The 23,217-nt window shown below is 67.5% G+C and carries 20 protein-coding genes and 3 rRNA genes; 13 read left to right on the top strand and 10 right to left on the bottom strand.

Annotation, left to right across the window (positions count from 1 at the left end; translation table 11 throughout):
• Positions 1-566: 566 nt before the first annotated feature.
• From SANBI_RS18220 to SANBI_RS18205, 4 genes are all read left to right on the top strand, one after another.
• Positions 567-2,090: ribosomal RNA gene (locus tag SANBI_RS18220) — 16S ribosomal RNA — on the top strand.
• A 455-nt stretch (positions 2,091-2,545) separates the two neighbouring features.
• Positions 2,546-5,657: ribosomal RNA gene (locus SANBI_RS18215) — 23S ribosomal RNA — on the top strand.
• Positions 5,658-5,736: 79 nt separating this feature from the next.
• Positions 5,737-5,853: ribosomal RNA gene (rrf, locus tag SANBI_RS18210) — 5S ribosomal RNA — on the top strand.
• Together the 16S, 23S and 5S rRNA genes form the textbook arrangement of a ribosomal RNA operon.
• 281 nt (positions 5,854-6,134) lie before the next feature.
• Positions 6,135-6,956, top strand: a complete 822-nt coding sequence (locus tag SANBI_RS18205) for an alpha/beta fold hydrolase (RefSeq protein ID WP_319157579.1) — start codon at positions 6,135-6,137, stop codon at positions 6,954-6,956.
• Between the two features lie 173 nt (positions 6,957-7,129).
• Here the strand turns inward: SANBI_RS18205 and SANBI_RS18200 are convergent, their stop codons facing one another.
• The gene (locus SANBI_RS18200; RefSeq protein ID WP_319157577.1) at positions 7,130-7,483 is read right to left on the bottom strand and encodes a TraR/DksA family transcriptional regulator; all 354 of its coding nucleotides are present in this window, start codon (positions 7,481-7,483) and stop codon (positions 7,130-7,132) included.
• A gap of 291 nt (positions 7,484-7,774) precedes the next feature.
• Complete coding sequence (locus SANBI_RS18195) at positions 7,775-8,065, bottom strand: F0F1 ATP synthase subunit epsilon (protein ID WP_319157575.1); 291 nt, start codon at positions 8,063-8,065, stop codon at positions 7,775-7,777.
• Between the two features lie 697 nt (positions 8,066-8,762).
• Here SANBI_RS18195 and SANBI_RS18840 point away from each other — a divergent pair.
• Genes SANBI_RS18840 through SANBI_RS18180 form a run of 3 tightly spaced genes read left to right on the top strand, consistent with a single transcriptional unit; the run spans position 8,763 to position 10,883 of the window.
• On the top strand, positions 8,763-9,086 hold the full coding sequence (locus SANBI_RS18840; RefSeq protein ID WP_408669724.1) for an alpha/beta fold hydrolase: 324 nt from the start codon (positions 8,763-8,765) through the stop codon (positions 9,084-9,086).
• On the top strand, positions 9,007-10,029 hold the full coding sequence (locus tag SANBI_RS18185; protein WP_319157571.1) for an NADP-dependent oxidoreductase: 1,023 nt from the start codon (positions 9,007-9,009) through the stop codon (positions 10,027-10,029). Before SANBI_RS18840 ends, SANBI_RS18185 begins: the two co-directional genes overlap by 80 nt.
• Positions 10,026-10,883 (top strand): alpha/beta fold hydrolase, encoded by an 858-nt coding sequence (locus SANBI_RS18180; RefSeq protein ID WP_319157569.1) that lies wholly within the window; start codon positions 10,026-10,028, stop codon positions 10,881-10,883. Before SANBI_RS18185 ends, SANBI_RS18180 begins: the two co-directional genes overlap by 4 nt.
• Positions 10,884-11,127: 244 nt before the next feature.
• Here SANBI_RS18180 and SANBI_RS18175 read toward each other — a convergent pair whose 3' ends face one another.
• Entirely contained in the window at positions 11,128-11,862 is a 735-nt protein-coding gene (locus tag SANBI_RS18175; protein WP_319157567.1) for an SDR family oxidoreductase, read from the bottom strand.
• A gap of 188 nt (positions 11,863-12,050) precedes the next feature.
• Between SANBI_RS18175 and SANBI_RS18170 the strand changes: the two genes are divergently transcribed.
• Positions 12,051-12,650 carry a TetR/AcrR family transcriptional regulator gene (locus SANBI_RS18170; protein WP_319157565.1) on the top strand — a complete coding sequence of 200 codons (600 nt, stop codon included), beginning with the start codon at positions 12,051-12,053 and terminating at the stop codon, positions 12,648-12,650.
• 15 nt (positions 12,651-12,665) lie between these two features.
• Here SANBI_RS18170 and SANBI_RS18165 read toward each other — a convergent pair whose 3' ends face one another.
• Genes SANBI_RS18165 through SANBI_RS18155 form a run of 3 tightly spaced genes read right to left on the bottom strand, consistent with a single transcriptional unit; the run spans position 12,666 to position 14,908 of the window.
• Positions 12,666-13,220, bottom strand: coding sequence for a HEAT repeat domain-containing protein (locus SANBI_RS18165; RefSeq protein WP_319157563.1), 555 nt, complete (start codon positions 13,218-13,220; stop codon positions 12,666-12,668).
• A gap of 45 nt (positions 13,221-13,265) precedes the next feature.
• Complete coding sequence (locus tag SANBI_RS18160) at positions 13,266-14,225, bottom strand: hypothetical protein (protein ID WP_319157561.1); 960 nt, start codon at positions 14,223-14,225, stop codon at positions 13,266-13,268.
• Positions 14,222-14,908, bottom strand: a complete 687-nt coding sequence (locus tag SANBI_RS18155) for a DedA family protein (protein WP_319157559.1) — start codon at positions 14,906-14,908, stop codon at positions 14,222-14,224. Before SANBI_RS18155 ends, SANBI_RS18160 begins: the two co-directional genes overlap by 4 nt.
• A 435-nt stretch (positions 14,909-15,343) precedes the next feature.
• Here SANBI_RS18155 and SANBI_RS18150 point away from each other — a divergent pair, with 435 nt between their 5' ends.
• Positions 15,344-16,687, top strand: coding sequence for a sensor histidine kinase (locus tag SANBI_RS18150; protein ID WP_319157558.1), 1,344 nt, complete (start codon positions 15,344-15,346; stop codon positions 16,685-16,687).
• On the top strand, positions 16,684-17,352 hold the full coding sequence (locus SANBI_RS18145; RefSeq protein ID WP_319157556.1) for a response regulator transcription factor: 669 nt from the start codon (positions 16,684-16,686) through the stop codon (positions 17,350-17,352). The genes SANBI_RS18150 and SANBI_RS18145 overlap by 4 nt, the downstream gene beginning before the upstream one ends.
• A gap of 21 nt (positions 17,353-17,373) precedes the next feature.
• Here the strand turns inward: SANBI_RS18145 and SANBI_RS18140 are convergent, their stop codons facing one another.
• The 4 genes from SANBI_RS18140 to SANBI_RS18125 all read right to left on the bottom strand — a co-directional run bounded on the left by SANBI_RS18140 (position 17,374) and on the right by SANBI_RS18125 (position 20,158).
• A complete protein-coding gene (locus SANBI_RS18140) occupies positions 17,374-17,916 on the bottom strand; it encodes an AMP-binding protein (protein WP_319157554.1) in 543 nt (180 codons plus the stop codon).
• 260 nt (positions 17,917-18,176) lie between these two features.
• Positions 18,177-18,653, bottom strand: a complete 477-nt coding sequence (locus SANBI_RS18135) for a pyridoxamine 5'-phosphate oxidase family protein (protein ID WP_056126934.1) — start codon at positions 18,651-18,653, stop codon at positions 18,177-18,179.
• Between the two features lie 91 nt (positions 18,654-18,744).
• The gene (locus SANBI_RS18130; RefSeq protein WP_319157551.1) at positions 18,745-19,587 is read right to left on the bottom strand and encodes an SMP-30/gluconolactonase/LRE family protein; all 843 of its coding nucleotides are present in this window, start codon (positions 19,585-19,587) and stop codon (positions 18,745-18,747) included.
• A gap of 82 nt (positions 19,588-19,669) precedes the next feature.
• Complete coding sequence (locus SANBI_RS18125; RefSeq protein WP_319157549.1) at positions 19,670-20,158, bottom strand: hypothetical protein; 489 nt, start codon at positions 20,156-20,158, stop codon at positions 19,670-19,672.
• A gap of 270 nt (positions 20,159-20,428) precedes the next feature.
• Between SANBI_RS18125 and SANBI_RS18120 the strand changes: the two genes are divergently transcribed.
• The 3 genes from SANBI_RS18120 to SANBI_RS18110 all read left to right on the top strand — a co-directional run bounded on the left by SANBI_RS18120 (position 20,429) and on the right by SANBI_RS18110 (position 23,186).
• Positions 20,429-21,310, top strand: a complete 882-nt coding sequence (locus tag SANBI_RS18120; protein ID WP_319157547.1) for an NAD-dependent epimerase/dehydratase family protein — start codon at positions 20,429-20,431, stop codon at positions 21,308-21,310.
• Between the two features lie 92 nt (positions 21,311-21,402).
• The gene (locus SANBI_RS18115; protein ID WP_408669723.1) at positions 21,403-22,176 is read left to right on the top strand and encodes an amino acid ABC transporter ATP-binding protein; all 774 of its coding nucleotides are present in this window, start codon (positions 21,403-21,405) and stop codon (positions 22,174-22,176) included.
• A 137-nt stretch (positions 22,177-22,313) separates the two neighbouring features.
• A complete protein-coding gene (locus tag SANBI_RS18110; protein WP_319157545.1) occupies positions 22,314-23,186 on the top strand; it encodes a glutamate ABC transporter substrate-binding protein in 873 nt (290 codons plus the stop codon).
• Positions 23,187-23,217 lie beyond the last annotated feature (31 nt).

Raw genomic sequence — 23,217 nt, 5'->3', positions numbered from 1 at the left:
CCGACTGGGAGGCACAGACACCACTGCGAAGCTCTTCGGAGCCGGCGCGAAGTGGCTGGTCCCGGGGTTCGGCATCCTCTGCATGAAGGCTTCGCAGGTTCGCCTGCGCCTGGTAGTGTGGAGGGCCTGGTTCGGACGGTGGTGACACTGTCTGGCAAGCGGTTCGGACAGCTCGGAAGAGTGGTTCGAGGGGCCGCGAAGATCAGGTAGTCTTCACCGGGCCCGCTTGACCGGGTTAACGCGCTGGCAACGGCGGGTTGACGCAGGGAAGCGAGTCGGGTAAGTTTGAACGGTTGCCTCACGCCAGACGCTCAGAAATGAGTGAACGGGTGATGCGCGTCCGCTCCTTGAGAACTCAACAGTGTGCTTAATAGTCAATGCCAAGACCCCTTGTCTTGGATTGGTGCTCGGCCTTTCGGTCGGGGCTGGTCTGGTGGCAAGGTTTATTTGGTATGAATTGAAAACGCAAGTTTTCGGTTTGTAGCCTTGATTAATCAAGTTCTCTCTTTGCAGGGAGGCTTGCTTCGTATGGTTGTTAACTGGTTTCGGCTGGTTGATAGCAAACATTTACGGAGAGTTTGATCCTGGCTCAGGACGAACGCTGGCGGCGTGCTTAACACATGCAAGTCGAACGGTGACATCAGAGCTTGCTCTGGTTGATCAGTGGCGAACGGGTGAGTAACACGTGAGTAACCTGCCCTTGACTCTGGGATAACTCCGGGAAACCGGGGCTAATACCGGATACGAGACGCGACCGCATGGTCGGCGTCTGGAAAGTTTTTCGGTCAAGGATGGACTCGCGGCCTATCAGCTTGTTGGTGAGGTAATGGCTCACCAAGGCGTCGACGGGTAGCCGGCCTGAGAGGGCGACCGGCCACACTGGGACTGAGACACGGCCCAGACTCCTACGGGAGGCAGCAGTGGGGAATATTGCACAATGGGCGAAAGCCTGATGCAGCGACGCCGCGTGAGGGATGAAGGCCTTCGGGTTGTAAACCTCTTTCAGTAGGGAAGAAGCGAAAGTGACGGTACCTGCAGAAGAAGCGCCGGCTAACTACGTGCCAGCAGCCGCGGTAATACGTAGGGCGCAAGCGTTGTCCGGAATTATTGGGCGTAAAGAGCTCGTAGGCGGTTTGTCGCGTCTGGTGTGAAAACTCAAGGCTCAACCTTGAGCTTGCATCGGGTACGGGCAGACTAGAGTGTGGTAGGGGTGACTGGAATTCCTGGTGTAGCGGTGGAATGCGCAGATATCAGGAGGAACACCGATGGCGAAGGCAGGTCACTGGGCCACTACTGACGCTGAGGAGCGAAAGCATGGGGAGCGAACAGGATTAGATACCCTGGTAGTCCATGCCGTAAACGTTGGGCACTAGGTGTGGGGCTCATTCCACGAGTTCCGCGCCGCAGCTAACGCATTAAGTGCCCCGCCTGGGGAGTACGGCCGCAAGGCTAAAACTCAAAGGAATTGACGGGGGCCCGCACAAGCGGCGGAGCATGCGGATTAATTCGATGCAACGCGAAGAACCTTACCAAGGCTTGACATACACCGGAATCATGCAGAGATGTGTGCGTCTTCGGACTGGTGTACAGGTGGTGCATGGTTGTCGTCAGCTCGTGTCGTGAGATGTTGGGTTAAGTCCCGCAACGAGCGCAACCCTCGTCCTATGTTGCCAGCACGTTATGGTGGGGACTCATAGGAGACTGCCGGGGTCAACTCGGAGGAAGGTGGGGATGACGTCAAATCATCATGCCCCTTATGTCTTGGGCTTCACGCATGCTACAATGGCCGGTACAAAGGGCTGCGATACCGCGAGGTGGAGCGAATCCCAAAAAGCCGGTCTCAGTTCGGATTGGGGTCTGCAACTCGACCCCATGAAGTCGGAGTCGCTAGTAATCGCAGATCAGCAACGCTGCGGTGAATACGTTCCCGGGCCTTGTACACACCGCCCGTCAAGTCACGAAAGTCGGTAACACCCGAAGCCGGTGGCCTAACCCCTTGTGGGATGGAGCCGTCGAAGGTGGGATTGGCGATTGGGACTAAGTCGTAACAAGGTAGCCGTACCGGAAGGTGCGGCTGGATCACCTCCTTTCTAAGGAGCTACACACTGGCTTGTTCCGGGGACTACCCCGGTCGGGTTCAGGTGGCCACTTCCACACTCCGAATGAGGGTGTGGGTGGTTGCTCACGGGTGGAACATTGACTAGGACTCGCTTCGAGCGGTCGCTTCAGTACACCAGCTTCGTCTGGTTGGAACGGGTGGCTTGTGAGGGTGGGGACATGAGCACACTGTTGGGTCCTGAAGGCACGGGCGTCTTGTACGCAAGTGAACTTCAGGCGCCAAGCCGGCTAGCACCTTCGGGTGGTGGCGGATCGGGTTGGTTGCTTTCGACACGGGTCACCCTGAACCAGTTGAACCGCTCTTGAGCTTTGCTCGGGGGTAGGCGGTGGTGTTGGGTGGGATCGTCCGTAGCTTGAGAACTGCACAGTGGACGCGAGCATCTTTGTAAGATCAAAGATTTATCTTTGGTTCTTTGCAATTTTTTGTTGTCAAGTTTTTAAGGGCACAGGGTGGATGCCTTGGCACTAGGAGCCGATGAAGGACGTAGTAGCCTGCGATAAGCCTCGGGGAGTTGGCAAACGAACTGTGATCCGAGGATTTCCGAATGGGGAAACCCAGCACGAGTTATGTCGTGTTACCTGCACCTGAATATATAGGGTGTGTGGAGGGAACGTCGGGAAGTGAAACATCTCAGTACCGACAGGAAGAGATATTCCGTGAGTAGTGGCGAGCGAAAGCGGATGAGGCCAAACCGTTCATGTGTGATACCCGGCAGGGGTTGCATGGGCGGGGTTGTGGGACCTTTCAGATGAGTCTGCCGGCTTGTCAGGGAGTCAGAAAGTCTCGTTATAGTCGAAGGGCATTGAAAGGCCCGGCGTAGAGGGTGTGACCCCCGTAGACGAAATGACGTGACCTCCCGAAGGGGATCCCAAGTAGCACGGGGCCCGAGAAATCCCGTGTGAATCCGTGAAGACCACTTCATAAGCCTAAATACTACCTAGTGACCGATAGCGGACAAGTACCGTGAGGGAAAGGTGAAAAGTACCCCGGGAGGGGAGTGAAATAGTACCTGAAACCGTGTGCCTACAATCCGTTGGAGCCTCCTTAGCAGGGGTGACAGCGTGCCTTTTGAAGAATGAGCCTGCGAGTTAGTGCTCAGTGGCGAGGTTAACCCGTGTGGGGAAGCCGTAGCGAAAGCGAGTCTTAATAGGGCGAATGAGTCGCTGGGTCTAGACCCGAAGCGAAGTGATCTACCCATGGGCAGGTTGAAGCGCGGGTAAGACCGCGTGGAGGACCGAACCCACCTAGGTTGAAAACTGGGGGGATGACCTGTGGGTAGGGGTGAAAGGCCAATCAAACTTCGTGATAGCTGGTTCTCCCCGAAATGCATTTAGGTGCAGCCTCGCGTGTTTCTTGCCGGAGGTAGAGCTACTGGATAGCCGATGGGCCCTACAAGGTTACTGACGTTAGCCAAACTCCGAATGCCGGTAAGTGAGAGCGCGGGAGTGAGACTGTGGGGGATAAGCTCCATAGTCGAGAGGGAAACAGCCCAGACCACCAGCTAAGGCCCCTAAGCGTGTGCTAAGTGGGAAAGGATGTGGAGTTGCACAGACAACCAGGAGGTTGGCTTAGAAGCAGCCACCCTTGAAAGAGTGCGTAATAGCTCACTGGTCAAGTGATTCCGCGCCGACAATGTAGCGGGGCTCAAGTACACCGCCGAAGCTGTGGCATTCACATAATAACCAGGCCTTCGTGGTCCAGGTGTGTGGATGGGTAGGGGAGCGTCGTGTGGGCAGTGAAGCTGCGGGGTAACCCAGTGGTGGAGCCTACACGAGTGAGAATGCAGGCATGAGTAGCGAAAGACGGGTGAGAAACCCGTCCGCCGAATGATCAAGGGTTCCAGGGCCAGGCTAATCCGCCCTGGGTAAGTCGGGACCTAAGGCGAGGCCGACAGGCGTAGTCGATGGACAAGGAGTTGATATTCTCCTACCGGCGAAGAACCGCCCATACCGAGCCAGGTGATGCTAACCGCCCAAGCCTGGTCCACAGGCCCTTCGGGGCTGAGGACTCAGGGGAGCGCGGGACCCGAACTTGTAGTAGGTAAGCGTATTAACAGGAGTGACGCAGGAAGGTAGCCAAGCCGAGCGACGGTTGTCTCGGTCTAAGGACGTAGGGCGAACAGTAGGCAAATCCGCTGTTCATATAGCCTGAGATCTGACGGGACCCACCCTAGGTGGGGATTTGGTGATCCTATGCTGCCGAGAAAAGCTTCGACGCGAGGTTCAAGCCGCCCGTACCCTAAACCGACTCAGGTGATCAGGTAGAGAATACTAAGGCGATCGAGAGAATCATGGTTAAGGAACTCGGCAAAATGCCCCCGTAACTTCGGGAGAAGGGGGGCCCGGAGCGTGAAGCCACTAGCTGGCCGAGCGTGCAAGGGCCGCAGAGACCAGGGAGAAGCGACTGTTTACTAAAAACACAGGTCCGTGCGAAGTCGCAAGACGATGTATACGGACTGACGCCTGCCCGGTGCTGGAAGGTTAAGAGGACGGGTTAGCCGCAAGGCGAAGCTCAGAATTTAAGCCCCAGTAAACGGCGGTGGTAACTATAACCATCCTAAGGTAGCGAAATTCCTTGTCGGGTAAGTTCCGACCTGCACGAATGGCGTAACGACTTCTCCGCTGTCTCAACCGTGAACTCGGCGAAATTGCACTACGAGTAAAGATGCTCGTTACGCGCAGCAGGACGGAAAGACCCCGGGACCTTTACTATAGTTTGGTATTGGTGTTCGGTGCGGCTTGTGTAGGATAGGTGGGAGACTGTGAAGCGGGCACGCCAGTGTTCGTGGAGTCAACGTTGAAATACCACTCTGGTCGCTCTGGACATCTAACCTCGGTCCGTAATCCGGATCAGGGACAGTGCCTGATGGGTAGTTTAACTGGGGCGGTTGCCTCCTAAAATGTAACGGAGGCGCTCAAAGGTTCCCTCAGCCTGGTTGGCAATCAGGTGTCGAGTGCAAGTGCACAAGGGAGCTTGACTGTGAGACTGACAGGTCGAGCAGGGACGAAAGTCGGAACTAGTGATCCGGCGGTGGCTTGTGGAAGCGCCGTCGCTCAACGGATAAAAGGTACCCCGGGGATAACAGGCTGATCTTGCCCAAGAGTCCATATCGACGGCATGGTTTGGCACCTCGATGTCGGCTCGTCGCATCCTGGGGCTGGAGTAGGTCCCAAGGGTTGGGCTGTTCGCCCATTAAAGCGGTACGCGAGCTGGGTTTAGAACGTCGTGAGACAGTTCGGTCCCTATCCGCTGCGCGCGCAGGAAACTTGAGAAGGGCTGTCCCTAGTACGAGAGGACCGGGACGGACGAACCTCTGGTGTGCCAGTTGTTCCGCCAGGAGCACGGCTGGTTGGCTACGTTCGGAAGGGATAACCGCTGAAAGCATCTAAGCGGGAAGCCTGCTTCAAGATGAGGTTTCCATGAGGGCTTGACCCTCGAGAGGCTCCCAGCAGACCACTGGGTAGATAGGCCGGATGTGGAAGAGAGGACTAACGACTCTCGGAGCTGACCGGTACTAATAAGCCGACAACTTGATAACACTCAAAATTTTGTGTGCTACGCGTCCACTGTGCGGTTCTCGGGTAACGGCCGAGAACCGGTTGACAACCCAATAGAGTTACGGCGGTCATAGCGAGGGGGAAACGCCCGGTCCCATTCCGAACCCGGAAGCTAAGCCCCTCTGCGCCGATGGTACTGCACGGGAGACTGTGTGGGAGAGTAGGTCGCCGCCGGACAACCATTCAACAAGAGCCCATCCCTTTCGAGGGGTGGGCTCTTGTCGTACCCGCATACTTTGACGTCGCACGTCGCACGTCGCACGTTGCACATGGCACATCGCACGTCGCACGTCGCACGTCTGCAGTCGCAACCGAGCAGATCCCTCGCTCTTCGTCACTCGAACTGGCCCCGGGCCAGCGTCCGAGAGTGACGAAGAGAACGCCAGATAGACCCCTGAGTGATGAAGGGAACGCCCTAGAGCGGCATGTCGGTGTGCGTGCGGGTCTACGGTCGTGGGATGACTCTGACCACGCTGACCGTCTTCGCACGTGACGGTTTTGAGCTCCGCGCGCAGCGGGGCGGCCCCAAGGGCGCCCCTACTCTTGTCCTCCTGCAGGGCCAGGCAAACTCCCACAGGTGGTGGACGGGACTGCGCGAGCGCTTCGAGGACAGCCTGAGCACACTGACGATCGATTACCGCGGGACTGGCGGCAGCCGTGGGCCTGTCGAAGAGTGGACGACCGACACCTTTGCCGACGACGTCGCAGACGTCCTGGGATACCTCAACATCTCCAGCGCGGCTGTCTACGGGACGTCCATGGGCGGACGCATCGCGCAGAAGCTGGCGATCAGCAGGCCCGGCCTCGTGTCAGCGCTCATCCTCGCCTGCACGTCCCCCGGCGGAGAGCTGGCTGTCGAGCGCAGCACCGAGACCCGTCTCTCGATCGCCCGCGCGGAACCGGGCGAGGGGCGCCGGGTCCTCCACGACCTCTTCTACACACCGCAGTGGCCGGGGACCCCCGAGCGGAGCCACCTGCTCGGTGATCCCACGATGAGTCGCGCGGAGGCCCGCGCCCACCTCAGGGTGAGCGGACGTCACGACGCCTCGGCTGAGCTCGGTCAGATCACCGCACCGACGCTCGTGCTGCACGGCGACGACGACCTCATGACACCCGCCGTGAATGCAGAGCGGCTCGCCGAGCACATCCCCGGCGCTGACCTCACGACCTACCCCGGGTACAGGCACGGATTCTTCGAGGAGCTGGCGGACGAGGTGACCGCCGAGATCCGCAACCATCTCGTCGTGCACGGGATCCTTCCGGAGCCCGCGCTCGTCTGAAGGGGCAGCGCTCGTCTGAAGGGGCAGCGCTCGTCTGACGGGACGGCGCTCGTCTGACGGGGATCGCGCTCGTCCGTGGACGCCGCGCTCGTCCGTGGACGCCGCGTTCGTCCGGAGACGCCGCGCTGGTCTGACGAGACCGCGGTCCTGCGGCCACCGTGGCGCGGCCTGTCTCAGGTCGAGAGCTCTCGCGCACAGCTGATGCAGAGAGCAGCCGCCGGCCTCGCCTCGAGGCGCCCGTCGGTGATGGCACGGCTGCACCGGATGCACGTCCCGTAGTTGCCTTGTCGCACCCGGGCGAGCGCGAGGTCGACCTCGTCGATCTGCGACAGGACCGACCGCCACATGCCCGTGGCATGGGACCACTGCGCTGACGTGGTCGCCCCTTCGGGGTCGTGCTCGTCGTCGTCCGTGCCGTCGGTCTTGGCCGAGCGAGCGGATTCGAGGTCGGAGTCGACACGCTCGAGCTCGAGGACAAGCTCGGCTCGACGCGCCGTCAGGAGCTCGTTCGCTGTGGTGTGGTCCATCGCCCCCACCATGCCGCGCCCTGAGGCACGCCGCATCCTGCACCGAGCCGAGCCGAGCCGAGCCGAGCCGAGCCGAGCCGAGCCGAGCCGAGCCGAGCCGAGCCGAGCCGAGCCGAGCCGAGCCGAGCCGAGCCGAGCCGAGCCGAGCCGAGCCGAGCCGAGCCGAGCCGAGCCGAGCCGAGCCGAGCCGAGCCGAGCCGAGCCGAGCGTCGGTTCGCCCCGCCCCGCCCCGCCCCGCCCCGCCGGTCCGCTCCTAGCCTCGGTCGCAGCTCGGGCATCGCGAGGACTGGGTCAACGCACGGCGGGCGTCTCGGCCCCGTCGGCGATCACGGTGACCTCGTCCTGGTCGACGACCACGAACCCGCCGGTCACCGTGCAGCTCACAGAGTCGCCCGAGGGTGTGTGGATCGTGACGGTGCCGTTCCTGAGTTCGGTCGCGAGCGGCTGCCGGCGAGGGAGGATGCCGAGGGACCCCGTCGCAGCCGGGACCGTCACTGCCGTCGCCCTACCGGACCAGAGCTCGCCCTCAGCGGTGACGACGGTGACCTGCAGGTCGGTCGTACCTGCGGCTTCGGCGCTCATGATCGAGCCTGCGGGGTCCGGGCTGCGGCCGTCGGTGGGAGCGCGGGTAGGGAGAGCGGTGCGTGCATGGTCGTTCCTCTCGTGGAGCGGTGCCCCCGCTCTGAGCCGTCGTCGGGCGCGGCTTCGGTCCGACCACGCCCAGGAGGGTGCGGAGCGGCCTGGTGGTGGGGGTCGTCCCCCACCATGCCAAGCCAGACCTGGGACCTCGTGAGCCCTTCGGCTCGGTCCCTGCACGTCAGCGGGTGTAGGGGGCCTCGGCAGTGCGCGGTCCGACCGTCGCCGTCATGGAGAGGTACAGGATCGCGGAGACGACGTGAGTCAGAGTGGTGGCATCCCCGGTCGAGATCCCACGCGCCCACCCTTAACAGATGTTCTGAGTGCGCTCAGTATTGAGTAGACTCGGATCAATCGATGACCAGAAGAGCCCAGGAGGGCGACGTGCGAGAGCAGCGGACAGCCCAGAGATGGGTAGACGCCCCGATGTCGACAGTCTCGGCAGCAGGTGCAGACATCGTCTACCGCGAGCTGGGACCACGGACCGGCGTCCCCCTCGTCGCGCTGACGCACGTCGGTGCGAACCTCGACGACTGGGACCCGCGCATCGTGGACGGGCTCGCCGAGGAGCGGCACGTCGTCGCCGTCGGCTACCGCGGCGTCGGCGCGTCGACGGGGCGAGGTGCAGGGCAGCATCGAGGCGATGGCTGCCGACGTCGTCGCCGTCGTGGAGGCCCTCGGCTGCGAGCGCGTCGACCTCTTCGGGCAGTCGATGGGTGGGATGGTCGCCCAGGCCGTGGCCGTCCGGGCGCCCCCTCGACGGACGTGCAGATCCTTCCCGACGCCGGCCACGGCGCCGTCGCACAGCACGGACGGCAGGTGGTCGCCACGATGCTCGACCACCTCCGTCGCCCCATCACCACGCACCACGACCAGGAGAAGGCACCATGAGAGCGTTCGTCGTCACGTCGTACAAGGGCCCGCTGCACGAGGCGGACGTCCCCGAGCCCACCGTCGGGGACCGTGACGTCCTCGTCCAGGTGCGGGCGGCCGGGCTGAACCAGCTCGACGAGAAGATCCGCGAGGGCGAGTTCAAGCAGATCCTCCCGTACAGGCTCCCGCTGCCCCTGGGGCACGACGTCGCGGGAACCGTCGTCCGCGTCGGCTCGAAGGTCCGGGGCTTCGCAGTGGGTGACGAGGTCTACGCCCGCCCCGGCAAGGACCAGATCGGCACCTTCGCCGAGCGTGTCGCCGTCGCCGAGCAGGACCTCGCGCTCGCGCCGACCTCGATCTCCGTCGAGGAGGCCGGGTCGTTGCCGCTCGTCGCGCTCACCGCCTGGCAGGCGCTCGTGGTCAAGGGCGCGGTCCGTCCTGGTCAGAAGGTGCTGATCCACGCCGGTGCCGGTGGTGTCGGTTCCGTCGCGATCCAGCTGGCCAAGCACCTCGGCGCGACGGTCGCGACCACGGCCAGCGCCTCGAACGCGGACTTCGTGCGGGAGCTCGGCGCCGACGTCGTCATCGACTACCGCTCTCAGGACTTCGAGGCCCAGCTGAGCGGCTACGACCTGGTGCTCGACAGCCTCGGCGGGGAGAACCTCGAGAAGTCGCTGCGCATCCTCCGGCCCGGTGGGAAGGCGATCGGCATCTCGGGCCCTCCCGACCCGACCTTCGCGCGCGAGGCAGGGCTCAACCCCGTGCTGCGCCTGGCGATCACAGCGCTCAGCCGGAAGGTCCGCAAGCAGGCCAAGAACCTCGGCGTCACCTACGAGTTCCTCTTCATGGGCCCGAGCGGCGAGCAGCTCCGCCAGATCGCCGCCCTCGTCGACTCGGGCGTCCTGCGCCCCGTGGTCGGTAAGGTCTCGACCTTCGACGAGACACCGCAGGCGCTCGCCGCGCTGGCGAAGGGCGGCATCCGGGGCAAGGCTGTCGTCACGGTCCCGTCGTCGCACCCCGCAGGAGACCCGTCATGAGCACTCACGACGAGTCCGTCATCACCTCGTACGCCCAGGCGCCCTCCCGCACCGTCACCGCGGGCGGCGTCACCTACGCCTACCGCGAGCTCGGGCCGAAGGGCGGCATCCCCGTCGTGTTCTTCGTCCACCTCGCCGCGACGCTCGACAACTGGGGCCCGCGCATCGTGGACCCGATCGCGCAGGGGCGTCACGTCATCACCTTCGACCAACGTGGGGTCGGGGCGTCCACGGGCAGCGTCCCGAAGACGATCGAGGAGGCGGCGGACGACGCCTACACCTTCATCAGGGCCCTCGGTCACGAGACGATCGACATCTTCTCCTTCTCTATGGGCGGGATGATCGCGCAGGACCTCGTGGTCAAGCACCCCGAGCTCGTGCGCAGGCTCGTGCTCACCGGGACCGGTCCCCGGGGCGGCAAGGACATGGACAAGGTCGTGCGGACCACCTACTACGACGTCCTGCGCGCCACGCTGACCCGCTCCGACCCCAAGGAGTTCCTCTTCTTCAACCGCAACGCGACGGGCAAGCGTGCTGCGAAGGCGTTCCTGCAGCGGCTGCAGGAGCGCACCGTCGACCGCGACGCGAAGATCTCGACCAGGGCGTTCCAGACGCAGCTCAGCGCGATCCAGAAGTTCGGCCGATCGGCCCCCTCGGACCTGTCGGTCATCACCCAGCCGACGCTCATCGCCAACGGTGACGACGACCGCATGGTCCCCTCGGTGCTCTCCGAAGACCTGCACCGCCGGATCGCCGGGTCCGAGCTGATCATCTATCCGGACTCCGGTCACGGCGGCATCTTCCAGCACCACGAAGAGTTCGCCCCCGTCGCGGTGAGGTTCCTCGCGCCCTGAGCGCGACTAGCGTGCACGAGGCCCGATCTGTCCTGCGGCAGACCGGGCCTCGTGCTGTGCTCTCGACCGGCCGCGCCTCGTGCTGTGCTCTCCTCGGCGAGCCGCGCGCAGCGCTCTCCCGGGGGTGCCCGATGCCGCCCATGAGGGCGAGCAGCGTCGACACCTCCTGCCGGCGGCACCGTCTGGGCACGACGATGCCGTCGGCAGGAGATGTCGTCTCCGTGCCGGCGGCATCCTCGAGCGGTCAGGCCTCGGCGTGCTCGGTGCCTGCGGTCGTCTTCGCGAGCTCGGGGTACAGCGCCTCGAGCGGTGCGCTGAGGGCAGCCTTGAGCTGGACCGAGGTCTGGTCGGCGAGGACCTCGTACTCGTCGGCCTCGACGGCGTCGAGGACCTGGCGGACCAGGTCGGCCGGGTCGAGCTTGGGGTCGGTCGAGTGCGCGGCCATCGCGGTGTCGACGTAGCCGACGTGGACCCCGACGACGTGGACGCCCTGCGGGGCGAGCTCGATGCGCAGCGAGTTGGTGGCCGACCACAGGGCAGCCTTGGTGGCGCTGTAGATCCCTGAGACCGCGTACCAGGCGAGAGCCGAGTGGATGTCGACGATCACGGAAGACCCGTTCGCGACGAGGACGGGCGCGAAGGCGCGGGCGAGGAAGAGCGGGCCGAGGAAGTTGGTCTCGACGTTCGACCGGATCTCCTCGTCGGTGTGGCTGAGGATCCTGGGGGAGGACACCGACGCGCCGGCGTTGTTGACCAGGACCGTGACGTCAGGGGCGGCTGCGACGGCCGCGGCGATCGACGCACCGTCGGTCACGTCGAGGGTGAGGGGCACGACGCGCTCGTCGTCCCACTCGCGCGGGTTCCGGGCGCTCGCGTAGACCTTGCTGGCGCCACGGGCGAGGGCGTCGTGGACGAAGTGTGTCCCGATGCCTCCGTTCGCTCCGGTGACGAGGACGACTGCTCCGTGGAGTGCAGGCATGGTGGGCTCTCTTTCGGGTGGCCCCGGCGCGCTTCGGCGCTGCGGGGTGGGGGTGTCATGAGGGGTGTGCGGCCGAGCGAGGATCTTCGTGGTGTCGTGGGAAGATGGCGGTCGCGTCCGAGCAGATCCGGTAGCGACTATGCTCATAACTGAGCGCAATCATCATCTATTCCCGGAGGACGGCAGCCATGTCACCCGACCCCCAGCAGCCCGGTCGGCGCGAGCGCAACAAGCAGGAGAAGCTGCGCCGCATCACCGAGGCCGCGAGCCGGCTCTTCGCCGAGCGCGGGGTCGACGAGGTCACCACCCAGGAGATCGCCGACGCCGCCGACATCGGCACCGGGACACTGTTCCTCTACGCCAAGAACAAGGGCGAGCTGCTGCTCCTGGTCCAGAACTCGACCTACACGGACGCCCTCGTCCGCGGGACCGAGTCCGCCGCCGGGCTCGACGACCCTCTCGAGGCTGTCATGGCGATCGTCCGGCCCGTGGTGGAGTGCAACCGCAAGCAGGTCGACAACGGGCGCACCTACCTGCGCGAGATGGTCTTCGGCGACCCTGACGAGCCGCACCACCGCGAGGCGCTCGAGCTCAACGCCCGTACCGAGGCGGCGATCGCCGAGGTGCTCGGCCGTGAGGGCAGGACAGCGCCCGACGACGCCCGGGCCCGGGCCGCCGTCGTCTCAGGGATCATGTTCTTGGCGATGGCCCCCACCATCACCGCAGACCGCTCCGTCGAGGAGATCCTCGACGGGGTAGCGCAGCACGTGCGCCTGCTGCTGCCCTGAGGGCGCGGCCGAGCCTTACTCGGAGGCTGCAGCCAGACGTGCGGCGAGGGTGTCGCGGGCCTGCTGGGCGACGGGGCGCACGGACTTGTCCGGGTCGCTGAAACGCCGGGCGATGACGGCCTGGTGCTCGGCGGAGCCCTGGGCGGCGAGCGCACGCAGCGCCGCGGCGCGAACGCGTGCGTTCTGGTCGGTCGTCAGGCGGACCAGCTCAGGGACCGCCGGGAGGTCGCGCAGCAGCACGACCCGCGCGCACATCTCGCGCACGCGCCACGCCTGGTCCCCCAGGCCGGTGATGACGGCCGGGGCTGCCGAGTCGTCCCAGACGTGCAGGAGCGCGCGAGCGCCCCAGAGCGCAGGCCAGTACAGCGTGGGCGCGCCGTCGAGGATGCCGAGCCCGTGGCGACCGCCCGCGTAGAGCAGGAAGTCCTTGCCCGCGTTCTCCCCGCGCAGGAGCGTCACGGCGTTGAGAGCGACGTCCTGCTCGCCGTAGTGCTCGACGGCGGCAGCGATGCGCTCGCCGGTCGGGAGGTCGAGGGGGATGGCTGGGTTCGGGCTGAATTTGTTGTCCATGGCACCGACCACTCTAGCGGGCGCCGGTCTGGGGGCCGTCGGGGCTCAGCGCCCGAGCAGGTCGTCGAGCCCCGGGAGGCCGAAGCCCGAGCCCAGGTCCTTGATCTGCTCGCCGAAGCCCGAGACTGCCTCACCCGCACCGTTCGTGAGCTCTTCGACGCCGCCTGCCACGTCCAGCCCGCCGAGACCTTCGAGACCGTTCGCGATCCCGTCGAGGTCGACCACGCTGCCGAGGGCGTCGAAGTCGATCCCGTTCCCGACGGCCTGCTCGAGGAGCGGACCGGCTACGGAGCTGAGGACCGCGCCCCCGGCCACGGCCGTGAGGAGCCCGCTGGCCGCGAGCCCGGCAGCACCGGCTGCGGCGCCACCGACGAGCGCGCCCTTGCCGAATCCTCCCTGTGACCCACCCGCCGACCCGCTCGCGGAGCCGCTGCCGCGTCCACCGGCGCGGGCCAGCAGACCCTTGAGCGTCCCGGGCTGGCGGGCCTCGGTGCGTGCGGCGGCCCGGGCGAGGTCGTCGGTCCCGGCAGACCGCGGCTGCTCGCCGGCCGGGAGCTCGGCCTGCATCCGTGCCTCGATCTGCGACCGCTGGGTGGGCGTCAGGCGCTCGAAGGCCTCGCGGTGCACCTGCTCGACCTGGTGAGGGTCGGCCGTCTGGAGCAGGTAGTCGTACCGCGCGACGGCGGCCTTGTCGGCGTCGCTGACATCGGTCGTGGCCCGCCCTGCGCCCGCGGGAGTCGACGGTCGACCGGTCGTGGGGGTTGTGCGGTGCTGTCCAGCAGGAGCACCTGCAGCGGGCCGTGAGCCAGACTCCGCGCCCGGGCGCGGCTGGGCGTCGCGACCGGACGACGAGTCACCGGTCAGTGCGTCGGCCGCGGTCCGGACGAGGTCCTGCCAGCCACCCTTACCTGCGCCAGGAGCCGCGCCGGACCCGCGCGAGGCGGACCCCTGCTGGGCGGCGAGGCCCTTCTGAGCCAGACGGGTCAGCTTGGAGAACATGCTCATGACGGTCCTTCCGGGGAGGTGGAGACCGACGGCTGCGCCGTCGACCGTGCGCTGCGGGCCTCGCGGACCCGCCGCCAGACGAGGACGCCGACGGCTGCCGCCAGCGCCGCGTAGACGACGAGGTCTACGTGCCCGAGGTACTTCTCGAGGCGTTCGTGCTCGGAGCCGAGGGCTGCGCCGACGCCGATGAGCATCCCGTTCCACAGCCCGCTGCCGAGCATGGTGAGGACGCTGAAGGTCACGAGGTTCATGCGGGCGGCGCCTGCGGGGATGGAGATGACCGACCTGACGCCCGGGATCATGCGCCCGAAGAACACCGACGGTCGGCCGTGCCGCTCGAACCACCTGACACCGCGGTCGAGGTCGTCGCGGGTGATGAGGCGGGTCGCGGCCACGAGCCGCACGGCACGCTCCATGCCCAGGGCGCGGCCGACGCCGTAATAGACGAGCCCTCCGAGCCACGCACCGATCGTGCTGTAGACGATGAGCCCGACGAGGCTCAACGACCCCGACTGCGTGAGGTACCCGGCGAAGGGGAGGATCGCCTCGCTCGGGATCGGCGGGACGACCACCTCGACGAGCACGAGGAGACCGATGCCGATGTCCCCGACGGACAGCAAGAGGTCTGCGGCCCACCCTGTGAGGCCTGTGAAGCCGTGGTCTGACGCTGCGGCGGTGATCATCGATGGTTCTCCTGCAGATCGGCCCGTGCCGCCGGTGAGGAGGCAGGGGGTCGAGGTGGGGGAGCGCGTCCAGGGACGGTCTCGGGCGGTCGGGCGACCCGTACCTGCACCATGATGACGGGACTTGCTGAACCTCGCCTGAAGACGGGGGATCACGCGGGCTGCGGGCTGGAGCGGTCGAGCTCTTGAGGTGGGAGATCGGCGACGCCCCGGAACTGCTCGCTGGCAGCCTGTGTACCGCGCCTGTTGTACACAGACCACCACCCACGGACGATGACGGCCCGGGGTCCGCCTGGCACAGTGGAGCACGACCGGACAGACGACCGCCAGCGGCTCGCCCGTCAGCAGCACGTCGACCCGCTCGGTCGTCCTCCTGCTCTGCCTGCTCTTCCGTCCGCACCACCGCCGCCAGCCCCCGACCCGAGAGGTGCCCGCATGCCTCAGCCCGGACTGCCGGTGCGTCGGAGCCGGCCGACCGCGGTCACCTGGTGCGTGACAGTCGCCGCGCTCGCGGCCATGCTCACCACGGCGATCGTCCGGACGGGCAGCCCCACCATGCCCGGCCCAGCGCTCGTGGTGCTCGTCCTGCTCTCGACGGCTGTGCTGTCCCTCCGGACGCTGCGCCCGGTGCTCGTGCTGGGCTGCGTCGTGACGATCGAGGTCTGCATCCTTGTCTTCCTCGCCGTGCCCGACGGCATCGCGCAGCGGACCGAGGGGATGGGGGCCTTCCAGCCGGTCCCGCTCGGGACGATGCTCGCCGCGTACACCGTCGCCGCCAGGTCGCCGCGGCGCCTGGGGTGGGGCGCGGGTGTCGCGGCAGGCGGCATCCTCATGGTCGCCGGCCTGCTCGCCCACGGGAGCGTCACCGCGCTGACGGACCTCGTCGTCTTCTACCTCGTCGTGACCGCGGCAGCGCTCGGAGCCTGGCGGGCCGGTCGTCGTGATGCGCGTGAGCGCGAGCTCCGACGTCGCGAGCGCGAGACCGGGGAGGCCGTCATGGAAGAGCGCCTCCGGATCGCCCGCGAGCTGCACGACGTGCTCGCCCACAACCTCACGCTCGTCAACGCGCAGGCGGGCGTGGCCGAGTACCTCCTCGAGACCCAGCCGCAGGCGGCGGCCCACGCCCTGCGCGACATCACCCGGCACACGAGCCGCGCGATCGACGAGCTCCGCGCGACGATCGGCCTGCTCCGGTACGACGGGGCCGGCCCCGCGAGGGACTCTGACGGCGCGACGGAACCCGGCGGCCCGATGCGCCCGGTCCCCGGCATCGACGCCCTCGACGAGCTCGTCGAGTCCCACAGGTCGACAGGGACACCCGTCACCGTCCACGAGTCCGGACGCCCCGGGACGCTCGGGCAGCACGCCGACCTCGCGGCCTACAGGATCGTCCAGGAGGCCCTGACCAACGCGGCCAAGCACGCACCCGGCATGCCCGTCGAGGTGTCCCTCGCGTGGAGCGAGGCGGGTGTGCGGCTGCGCATCGTCAACGCGGCGCTCGCGGCCGGTGAACGGCGGACCGCTGCCCCGGGGACCGGGCACGGGCTCATCGGAATGCGTGAACGGGCCCTCGCGGCCGGGGGCGGTCTGCGGGTCGGGGAGATCGCGGACGACAGGTTCGAGGTCGTCGCCACGCTCCCGGCGGGGAGGCCGGAGGACGCGACCGACCACGCGACCACCAGCGAGGACCCCGGGAGCACCGCACCGTCCTCAGGGACCGACGTCACCAGCACGACCCCTGTCACGCCCCTGCCTGCCGACGAAGGAGACCGTCCATGACCATCCGGGTGCTGCTCGCCGACGACCAGGCGCTCCTGCGCGGGACCTTCCGGCTGCTGCTCGACTCCGTGCCGGGCATCGAGGTGGTCGGCGAGGCCTCCGACGGGGCCGAGGCCGTCGTGCTCGCCCGCTCGGCCCAGGCCGACGTGGTCGTCATGGACATCCGCATGCCCGGGACCGACGGCATCGAGGCGACCCGGCGCATCTGCGCCGACGACGCCCTCGCCGGGGTCAAGGTGCTCATCCTCACGACCTTCGAGACCGACGAGCTCGTCGTCTCCGCCCTGCGCGCCGGGGCCAGCGGGTTCCTCGGCAAGGGGGTCGAGCCGGCAGCGCTGATCGACGCGATCCGGACTGTCGCCGAGGGGGAGCAGCTGCTCTCCCCGGCGGCGACGCGAGCGCTCATCGAGCGCGTCGTGCAGGAGCCCGACCCTGAACCCGCCGTGACGGTCCACGGCATGGCAGACCTGACCGAGCGCGAGCGCCAGATCACGTCCCTCGTCGCGGGCGGGCTGTCGAACGCGGAGATCGGGCAGCACCTGTTCATCAGCCCCGCGACGGTCAAGACCCACGTCAACCGGGCGATGATGAAGACGTCCGCCCGTGACCGTGCGCAGCTGGTGGTCTTCGCCTTCGACGCCGGTCTGCCGCGCCTGCGCCCCTGAACCAGGGCCCGAGCGGCTCGCTCAGACCGCGGCGAGGGTGACCAGCTCGGACTGGCTGTACGACGTGGAGCTCGGCTGACCGTCCGCGTCCTGCCCGACCACCACGGCGGCCTCGGCAGGGACGTCCCGCGGCGTCGAGCCGTCCGTGAGCCGGCCACGGGAGAGCTCGCGCTCGTCCCAGCCGGAGTGCAGGACCGCCCGGGCGACGACGGTCAGCGGCTCGGCGGCCACCCGGACGCGGACCGACGAGATCGACCGAGAGGCACGCAGACCGGGCGAGGTCGAGACGAGTGCCGTGGGCTCGGCGCGGGAGAAGGCGTCGATCCGTTGTCCGGTCGTGAGGGAGGGGTCGGAGACGACGACGGTCATGCCCGACTGCCAGCAGGCGTAGGTGAGGGCCGTGAGCGCTGGGCCGGCCGGCATGTCGATCGCGACGCGGTCACCCGGGCGCACGCCTGAACGGTCGAGGTACGAGGCGAGGAGCCGCGCCCGGTGGACCAGCAACGTCCAGCTGACGGGCAGAGGCACGCGACGCTGGTCGCGTCGTGCGGGGTGTGCGGTCACGGGGGGCTCCTCAGAGCTGGGCGGGCTGTCTGTCCTGGTTCCCAGCCTGCCGTCCGCGCCGTCGTGTGTCGTCAGCCGGACGGACGGTCTTGGGGTGGACCGACTAGTCCCTCCGGTGTAGGCGCCGGTCGACCAGACAGGTCTCCTGGCCGGGCCGCTCGGTGTGCTCTACCCGTCGTGACGAGACGTCCCGCCCCACGCAGACGGCGCCCACCCCCGGGGCGGGGGTGGACGCCGTCAGCGAAGGGGGAGGGTGGGCGTCAGAGGTCGACCTTGCCCGTGTCGCCCTCGATCGGCTCGCCGGTCACCTTCGCCTTGACGAAGGCGATCGCCGTCGCGACGCGGCTGCCCGGGGTGTCCCAGTACTCGCCGCCGTCGGCCGAGAACTTCAGGACGGTGACCGACGGGTCGTCTTTGCCGTCCGGGAACCAGGCCTCGACCACCGGGCTCCAGTACCTGTCGACGCGCTCCTGCGAGTCGACCACCTGCGCGGTCCCGGTGAGGGACACCCAGCTGTCGTTCGAGCTGAGCGCGACACCGGCGCGCGGGTCTGCGGCGAGCTGCTGGACGGCCGACGACTGCTTGGACACGAGGAACCACAGGTCACCGCCGTCCTCGACCTCCTGGATCGTGAAGGGCCGGGCGACGGGCTTGCCGCCGTCGATCGTCGTGAACATGCCGAAGCGGAAGTCCTCGAGCAGCGACGTGATCTTCTGGGCGTCTGGGGTCTCGGTCATGGGGTCTCCTCGTCGAGAGCGGGCCGCCGGGCGGCGTGTCCAGCCGACGCTACGACCGGACGGGGCCGTCGGCATCTGGGGCGTGCGCGGGTCAGCCCCGGTACGGCAGGACGGGCTTGCCCGGGACGTCGACGCGGGCGTGGAACAGCGCGCCTGCCTCGGGCTCGGGGTCGTCGAGGTTCTCCTTCGACGTGGTGATGTAGAGGTCGCAGAGGTCGTCACCGCCGAGGGTCACGGCCGTCACGAGGCGCACGGGGACCTCGATCTCCTCGAGGAACGTGCCGCGCGGCGAGTAGCAGCGGACGCGTCCGGCGCCGTTGAGCGCGACCCAGACGTTGCCGACCGAGTCGACGGTCAGGCCGTCGGGGTGGGTCCCGTCTGAGCTGACGAAGACCCGGCGGTTCGTGAGCTCGCCGTCGACCACGTCGAAGACGTCGGTCGTGCCTGTCGCGGTGTCGTTGTAGTACGCGAGGTCGCCCTCGGGGGAGAAGTCGAGTCCGTTCGAGACCGTCACCTGCGCGAGCGTCACGGAGACGTCACCCTCCGGCGTGATCTTGTACAGACCCGCGCCGCCAGGCTTCTGGTCGTAGGCCATGCCACCGGCGTAGAGGTTGCCGTGCGGGTCGCAGCCGCCCTCGTTCATGCGGACGTTCGGGTCGTCCCAGAGCGGCTCGAGGGGCGTCGGGACGTCGTCCGGGCCGTCGGCGAGGGCGATGCCGCGCTCGACCGCGACGACGTACCCGCCGTTCGAGCGCGGACGGACGAAGGCGGCGACGTCGCCGACGTGGAGGCGGTCGACCGAGCCGTCCGACCGGAGGGTCAGCAGGTCCCCGGCGAGCATGTCGACCCACCGCAGCCCTCCCCACGACGGAGACCAGACCGGGCCCTCCCCGTGGTAGGTGATCGGGTCGGTGATCTGCTCTGCACGGCGCACGTGGGGTCCTTCCGTCGGGGGACGAGGTGGAGGTCTCATCGTGGCACCGTGACGTCGCGGGCGCTCATCGACCGACCTGACCTCACAGACCGTGGAAGGCTGCCGCGATCGCGCCCTCGCGGCCCGGCTGGACCGCGAACCAGCAGAGCGCCATGGCGAGCCTGTCGGTCTCGTCGCGGGTGGCGTCGGTGCGGACCGTGAACCTCCGGCTCGTCCGGCGGTGCAGCAGAGCCACCCGGACCCCGTCGCAGCGGACCTCGGTGTTCCAGCCCCAGGTGTGGTGGAACACGTAGCGGCGCCCGTGCAGGTCCAGGTGGCCGTCGTGGTCGCGGCGTCGGGCGGCTCTCGTGGCTCCGTTGTGCAGCGCGACGTCCCCGTCGGGCAGACGGACTGTGTGCGTCCCACCGCGGGGCAGGGCCGCGGTCGGCGAGCTGCTCGCCGTGCCCTGGTAGGTGGCGCGAGGCTGACCCGCAGGGTCGCGCAGGGTCACCACCCCGGCGACGTCGACGCTCGCGGACCACCCGAAGGGGGAGGTCAGCTCGATGGCTCGTGGTGCGGCTGGGGACATCACCCGGCGACCTTACGTGATGGGCGTCGGTGGTCGGCGAGGTCTCAGGGCGTCTCGCGCGTCGACTCGTGCGTCCTCTCGATGGCCCGAGCCCGAGCCCGAGCCCGAGCCCGAGCCCGAGCCCGAGCCCGAGCCCGAGCCCGAAGGTCGGGCGGGGCGAGCCTCAGCCTCGCAGCGCCTGTCCACAGGCCCCGGGTGCACAGAGCCCTGGGCCGGGAAAGACTGGTCGGCACAGCCAGACGCACCCCGATCCCGACCCGTGGAGGACCCACCATGGCCGACCAGGACCGCACCGAGCAGCCCGACGCGACCGGCGGCACCGGCAGCACCGGCAGCCCTGTCAGCACCGAGGGCGCCGACCGCCCCGTCGTCCTCTCGGGTGCCTCCGGGCTCATCGGGACCTATCTGCGCCAGACCGACGGTGGCCTGCCCGCCCGGGGCTGGTCGTTGCGCCTGGTCGGGCACTCGCCCGTCGAGCCGCTCGACGGCGAGCCCGACCTCCCGTCCTTCGTGGCCGACGTCGGCGAGGAAGACTCCCGCGACACCCTCGACGAGGCCTTCGCGGGAGCCGACGCCGTGGTGCACATGGCAGGCATCCCTGGCGAGGACTCGTGGACCTCGATCCGCCGGACCAACATCGACGGCACCTACCGCGTGCTCGAGGCGGCCCGCCGTGCCGGGGTCCGGCGCGTGGTGCTCGCCAGCTCGAACCACGCCGTCGGGTTCTTGCCGACGGGTGAGACCGCCCGGACCGACGTCTCGCCCAGGCCCGACACGTACTACGGGGTCTCGAAGGCCGCGATGGAGGCTCTCGGCAGCCTGTACGCGGACAAGTACGGGGTAGAGGTCGTGTCGTTGCGCATCGGCATGTGCAACGACAAGCCCGCGAGCACCTTCGACCTCGGCATCTGGTTGAGCCCGGCGGACACGGTCCGGCTCGTCGACGCCGCGCTGCGCGGCCCCGTCGACGGTCCGGTGATCGCGTACGGGGTCTCGGCCAACACCCGGGGCTGGTGGGACCTGTCGAGCGCGCGGGCCCTCGGCTACGACCCGCAGGACGACGCCGAGGTCTACGCCGACGAGGTCGAGCCCTATGACGGCCCGGAAGGGGTCCTCGGGCACGGCTTCGTCGCGCTCGACCCGCACGACGACTGAGGTGGCCGACAGGGGCCGGTCGTGACGGACTCGTTGCGAAAGCGTTAACGATCTCGGTGGCGGGCGAAACAAACGTCACCTACCGTCGTGGGATGGATCACACAACTCAGCAGGCGGAGGGCGGGTCGGCGACGGCGCTGGTCAGGCTCGCCGGCGTCAACAAGCACTTCGGCGACCTCCACGTGCTCCAGGACATCAACCTCTCCGTCGCGCGCGGCGAGGTGGTCGTCGTCATCGGTCCCTCGGGCTCCGGCAAGTCCACGCTCTGCCGGGCGATCAACCGCCTCGAGACCATCGACGACGGTGTCATCGAGCTCGACGGTCACAGGCTCCCCGAAGAGGGCAAGGCCCTCGCGCAGCTGCGCGCCGACGTCGGGATGGTCTTCCAGTCCTTCAACCTCTTCGCGCACAAGACGATCCTCGAGAACGTCACCCTCGGCCCGATCAAGGTCCGCGGGATGAAGAGCAGCGAGGCCAAAGAGCTCGCGATGGGTCTGCTGGAGCGGGTGGGCGTCGAGTCCCAGGCGCACAAGATGCCGGCCCAGCTCTCGGGCGGGCAGCAGCAGCGTGTGGCCATCGCGCGCGCCCTCGCCATGCAGCCCAAGGTCATGCTCTTCGACGAGCCCACCTCGGCCCTCGACCCCGAGATGATCAATGAGGTCCTCGACGTCATGGTCGGCCTCGCCAAGGACGGCATGACGATGATCGTCGTCACCCACGAGATGGGCTTCGCCCGCAAGGCCGCGGACAGGGTCGTCTTCATGGCTGACGGGCAGATCGTCGAAGAGGCTGAGCCCGAGGTGTTCTTCACCAACCCCCGCTCCGAGCGTGCCCAGGAGTTCCTGTCGAAGATCCTCACCCACTGACGCCCCCCGCACCGACCCTGCACTGACGACAGCCGTACCGACCACCCCGTCCCGGGTACCCCTGGGACGGGCGGCCGTACGGTCCGGACGCACAGCAGTCCCGGACCGACGTCGCGACCCGCCACGAAGGAGAACCCATGCGCAACCGTCCGACCGCGTTCCTCGCGATCGCCGCTGCCTCTGCCCTGCTGCTCTCAGCCTGCGGCGGAGACGACAGCTCTGAAGACCCGCCCGTCGCCGAGGTCGACGCCGCGGAGTTCCCCGAGGGCAGCACGATGGCCCGCCTCGCCGAGGCCGGCACCATGACCGTCGGCACGAAGTTCGACCAGCCGCTCTTCGGCCTCGTCGGCCCCGACGGGACGCCCGTGGGCTTCGACGTCGAGATCGCGAAGATCATCGCGGGCGAGCTCGGCATCGCGCCCGACGACATCGAGTGGACCGAGACCGTGTCGGCCAACCGCGAGACCTTCATCGAGGAAGACCGCGTCGACATCGTCGTGGCGACCTACACGATCAACGACGACCGCAAGCAGGTCATCGACTTCGCCGGGCCGTACTACCTCGCCGGGCAGTCGCTCATGGTGCGCGCCGACGACGACTCGATCAAGAGCGAGGCCGACCTCTCCGGCAAGATCGTCTGCTCCGCCGAGGGCTCGACCCCCGCCAAGAACATCGAGGAGAACTTCCCCGACGCCGAGCTCCGCACCTTCTCGCAGTACACCGACTGCCTCGACCCGCTCCGCAACGGACAGGTCGACGTGCTGACGACCGACAACGTGATCCTCGCCGGCTACGTCGCGGAGAGCCCGGACGACTTCAAGCTCGCCGGTGAGCAGTTCACCGAGGAGCCCTACGGCATCGGCCTGAAGAAGGACGACACCGACTTCCGCAACTTCATCAACGACACCCTCGAGGCCGCCTACGAAGACGGCCGCTGGGACGCTGCGTGGGAGGCGACCGCCGGAGAGGTGCTCGACACCCCGACGCCCCCGGCTGTCGACCGGTACTGAGCACCACCGGTCGGACCCGCGTCTGACCGTC

The organism is Sanguibacter biliveldensis, assembly GCF_033798665.1.
Taxonomy (GTDB): domain Bacteria; phylum Actinomycetota; class Actinomycetes; order Actinomycetales; family Cellulomonadaceae; genus Sanguibacter; species Sanguibacter inulinus.
Note: the sequence above shows the minus strand (reverse complement) of the source record. Positions and strands in the feature narration are given on the sequence as shown.

Excerpts from the sequence above, each read along its gene's own strand:
- SANBI_RS18840 (WP_408669724.1), top strand. The coding sequence starts at position 8,763 with ATGGCTGCCGACGTCGTCGCCGTCGTGGAGGCCCTCGGCTGCGAGCGC.
- SANBI_RS18205 (WP_319157579.1), top strand. The coding sequence starts at position 6,135 with ATGACTCTGACCACGCTGACCGTCTTCGCACGTGACGGTTTTGAGCTC.
- SANBI_RS18115 (WP_408669723.1), top strand. The coding sequence starts at position 21,403 with ATGGATCACACAACTCAGCAGGCGGAGGGCGGGTCGGCGACGGCGCTG.
- SANBI_RS18155 (WP_319157559.1), bottom strand. The coding sequence starts at position 14,908 with ATGATCACCGCCGCAGCGTCAGACCACGGCTTCACAGGCCTCACAGGG.
- SANBI_RS18200 (WP_319157577.1), bottom strand. The coding sequence starts at position 7,483 with ATGGACCACACCACAGCGAACGAGCTCCTGACGGCGCGTCGAGCCGAG.
- SANBI_RS18135 (WP_056126934.1), bottom strand. The coding sequence starts at position 18,653 with ATGACCGAGACCCCAGACGCCCAGAAGATCACGTCGCTGCTCGAGGAC.
- SANBI_RS18195 (WP_319157575.1), bottom strand. The coding sequence starts at position 8,065 with ATGAGCGCCGAAGCCGCAGGTACGACCGACCTGCAGGTCACCGTCGTC.
- SANBI_RS18160 (WP_319157561.1), bottom strand. The coding sequence starts at position 14,225 with ATGAGCATGTTCTCCAAGCTGACCCGTCTGGCTCAGAAGGGCCTCGCC.
- SANBI_RS18150 (WP_319157558.1), top strand. The coding sequence starts at position 15,344 with ATGCCTCAGCCCGGACTGCCGGTGCGTCGGAGCCGGCCGACCGCGGTC.
- SANBI_RS18170 (WP_319157565.1), top strand. The coding sequence starts at position 12,051 with ATGTCACCCGACCCCCAGCAGCCCGGTCGGCGCGAGCGCAACAAGCAG.
- SANBI_RS18145 (WP_319157556.1), top strand. The coding sequence starts at position 16,684 with ATGACCATCCGGGTGCTGCTCGCCGACGACCAGGCGCTCCTGCGCGGG.
- SANBI_RS18110 (WP_319157545.1), top strand. The coding sequence starts at position 22,314 with ATGCGCAACCGTCCGACCGCGTTCCTCGCGATCGCCGCTGCCTCTGCC.
- SANBI_RS18120 (WP_319157547.1), top strand. The coding sequence starts at position 20,429 with ATGGCCGACCAGGACCGCACCGAGCAGCCCGACGCGACCGGCGGCACC.
- SANBI_RS18175 (WP_319157567.1), bottom strand. The coding sequence starts at position 11,862 with ATGCCTGCACTCCACGGAGCAGTCGTCCTCGTCACCGGAGCGAACGGA.
- SANBI_RS18185 (WP_319157571.1), top strand. The coding sequence starts at position 9,007 with ATGAGAGCGTTCGTCGTCACGTCGTACAAGGGCCCGCTGCACGAGGCG.
- SANBI_RS18180 (WP_319157569.1), top strand. The coding sequence starts at position 10,026 with ATGAGCACTCACGACGAGTCCGTCATCACCTCGTACGCCCAGGCGCCC.
- SANBI_RS18165 (WP_319157563.1), bottom strand. The coding sequence starts at position 13,220 with ATGGACAACAAATTCAGCCCGAACCCAGCCATCCCCCTCGACCTCCCG.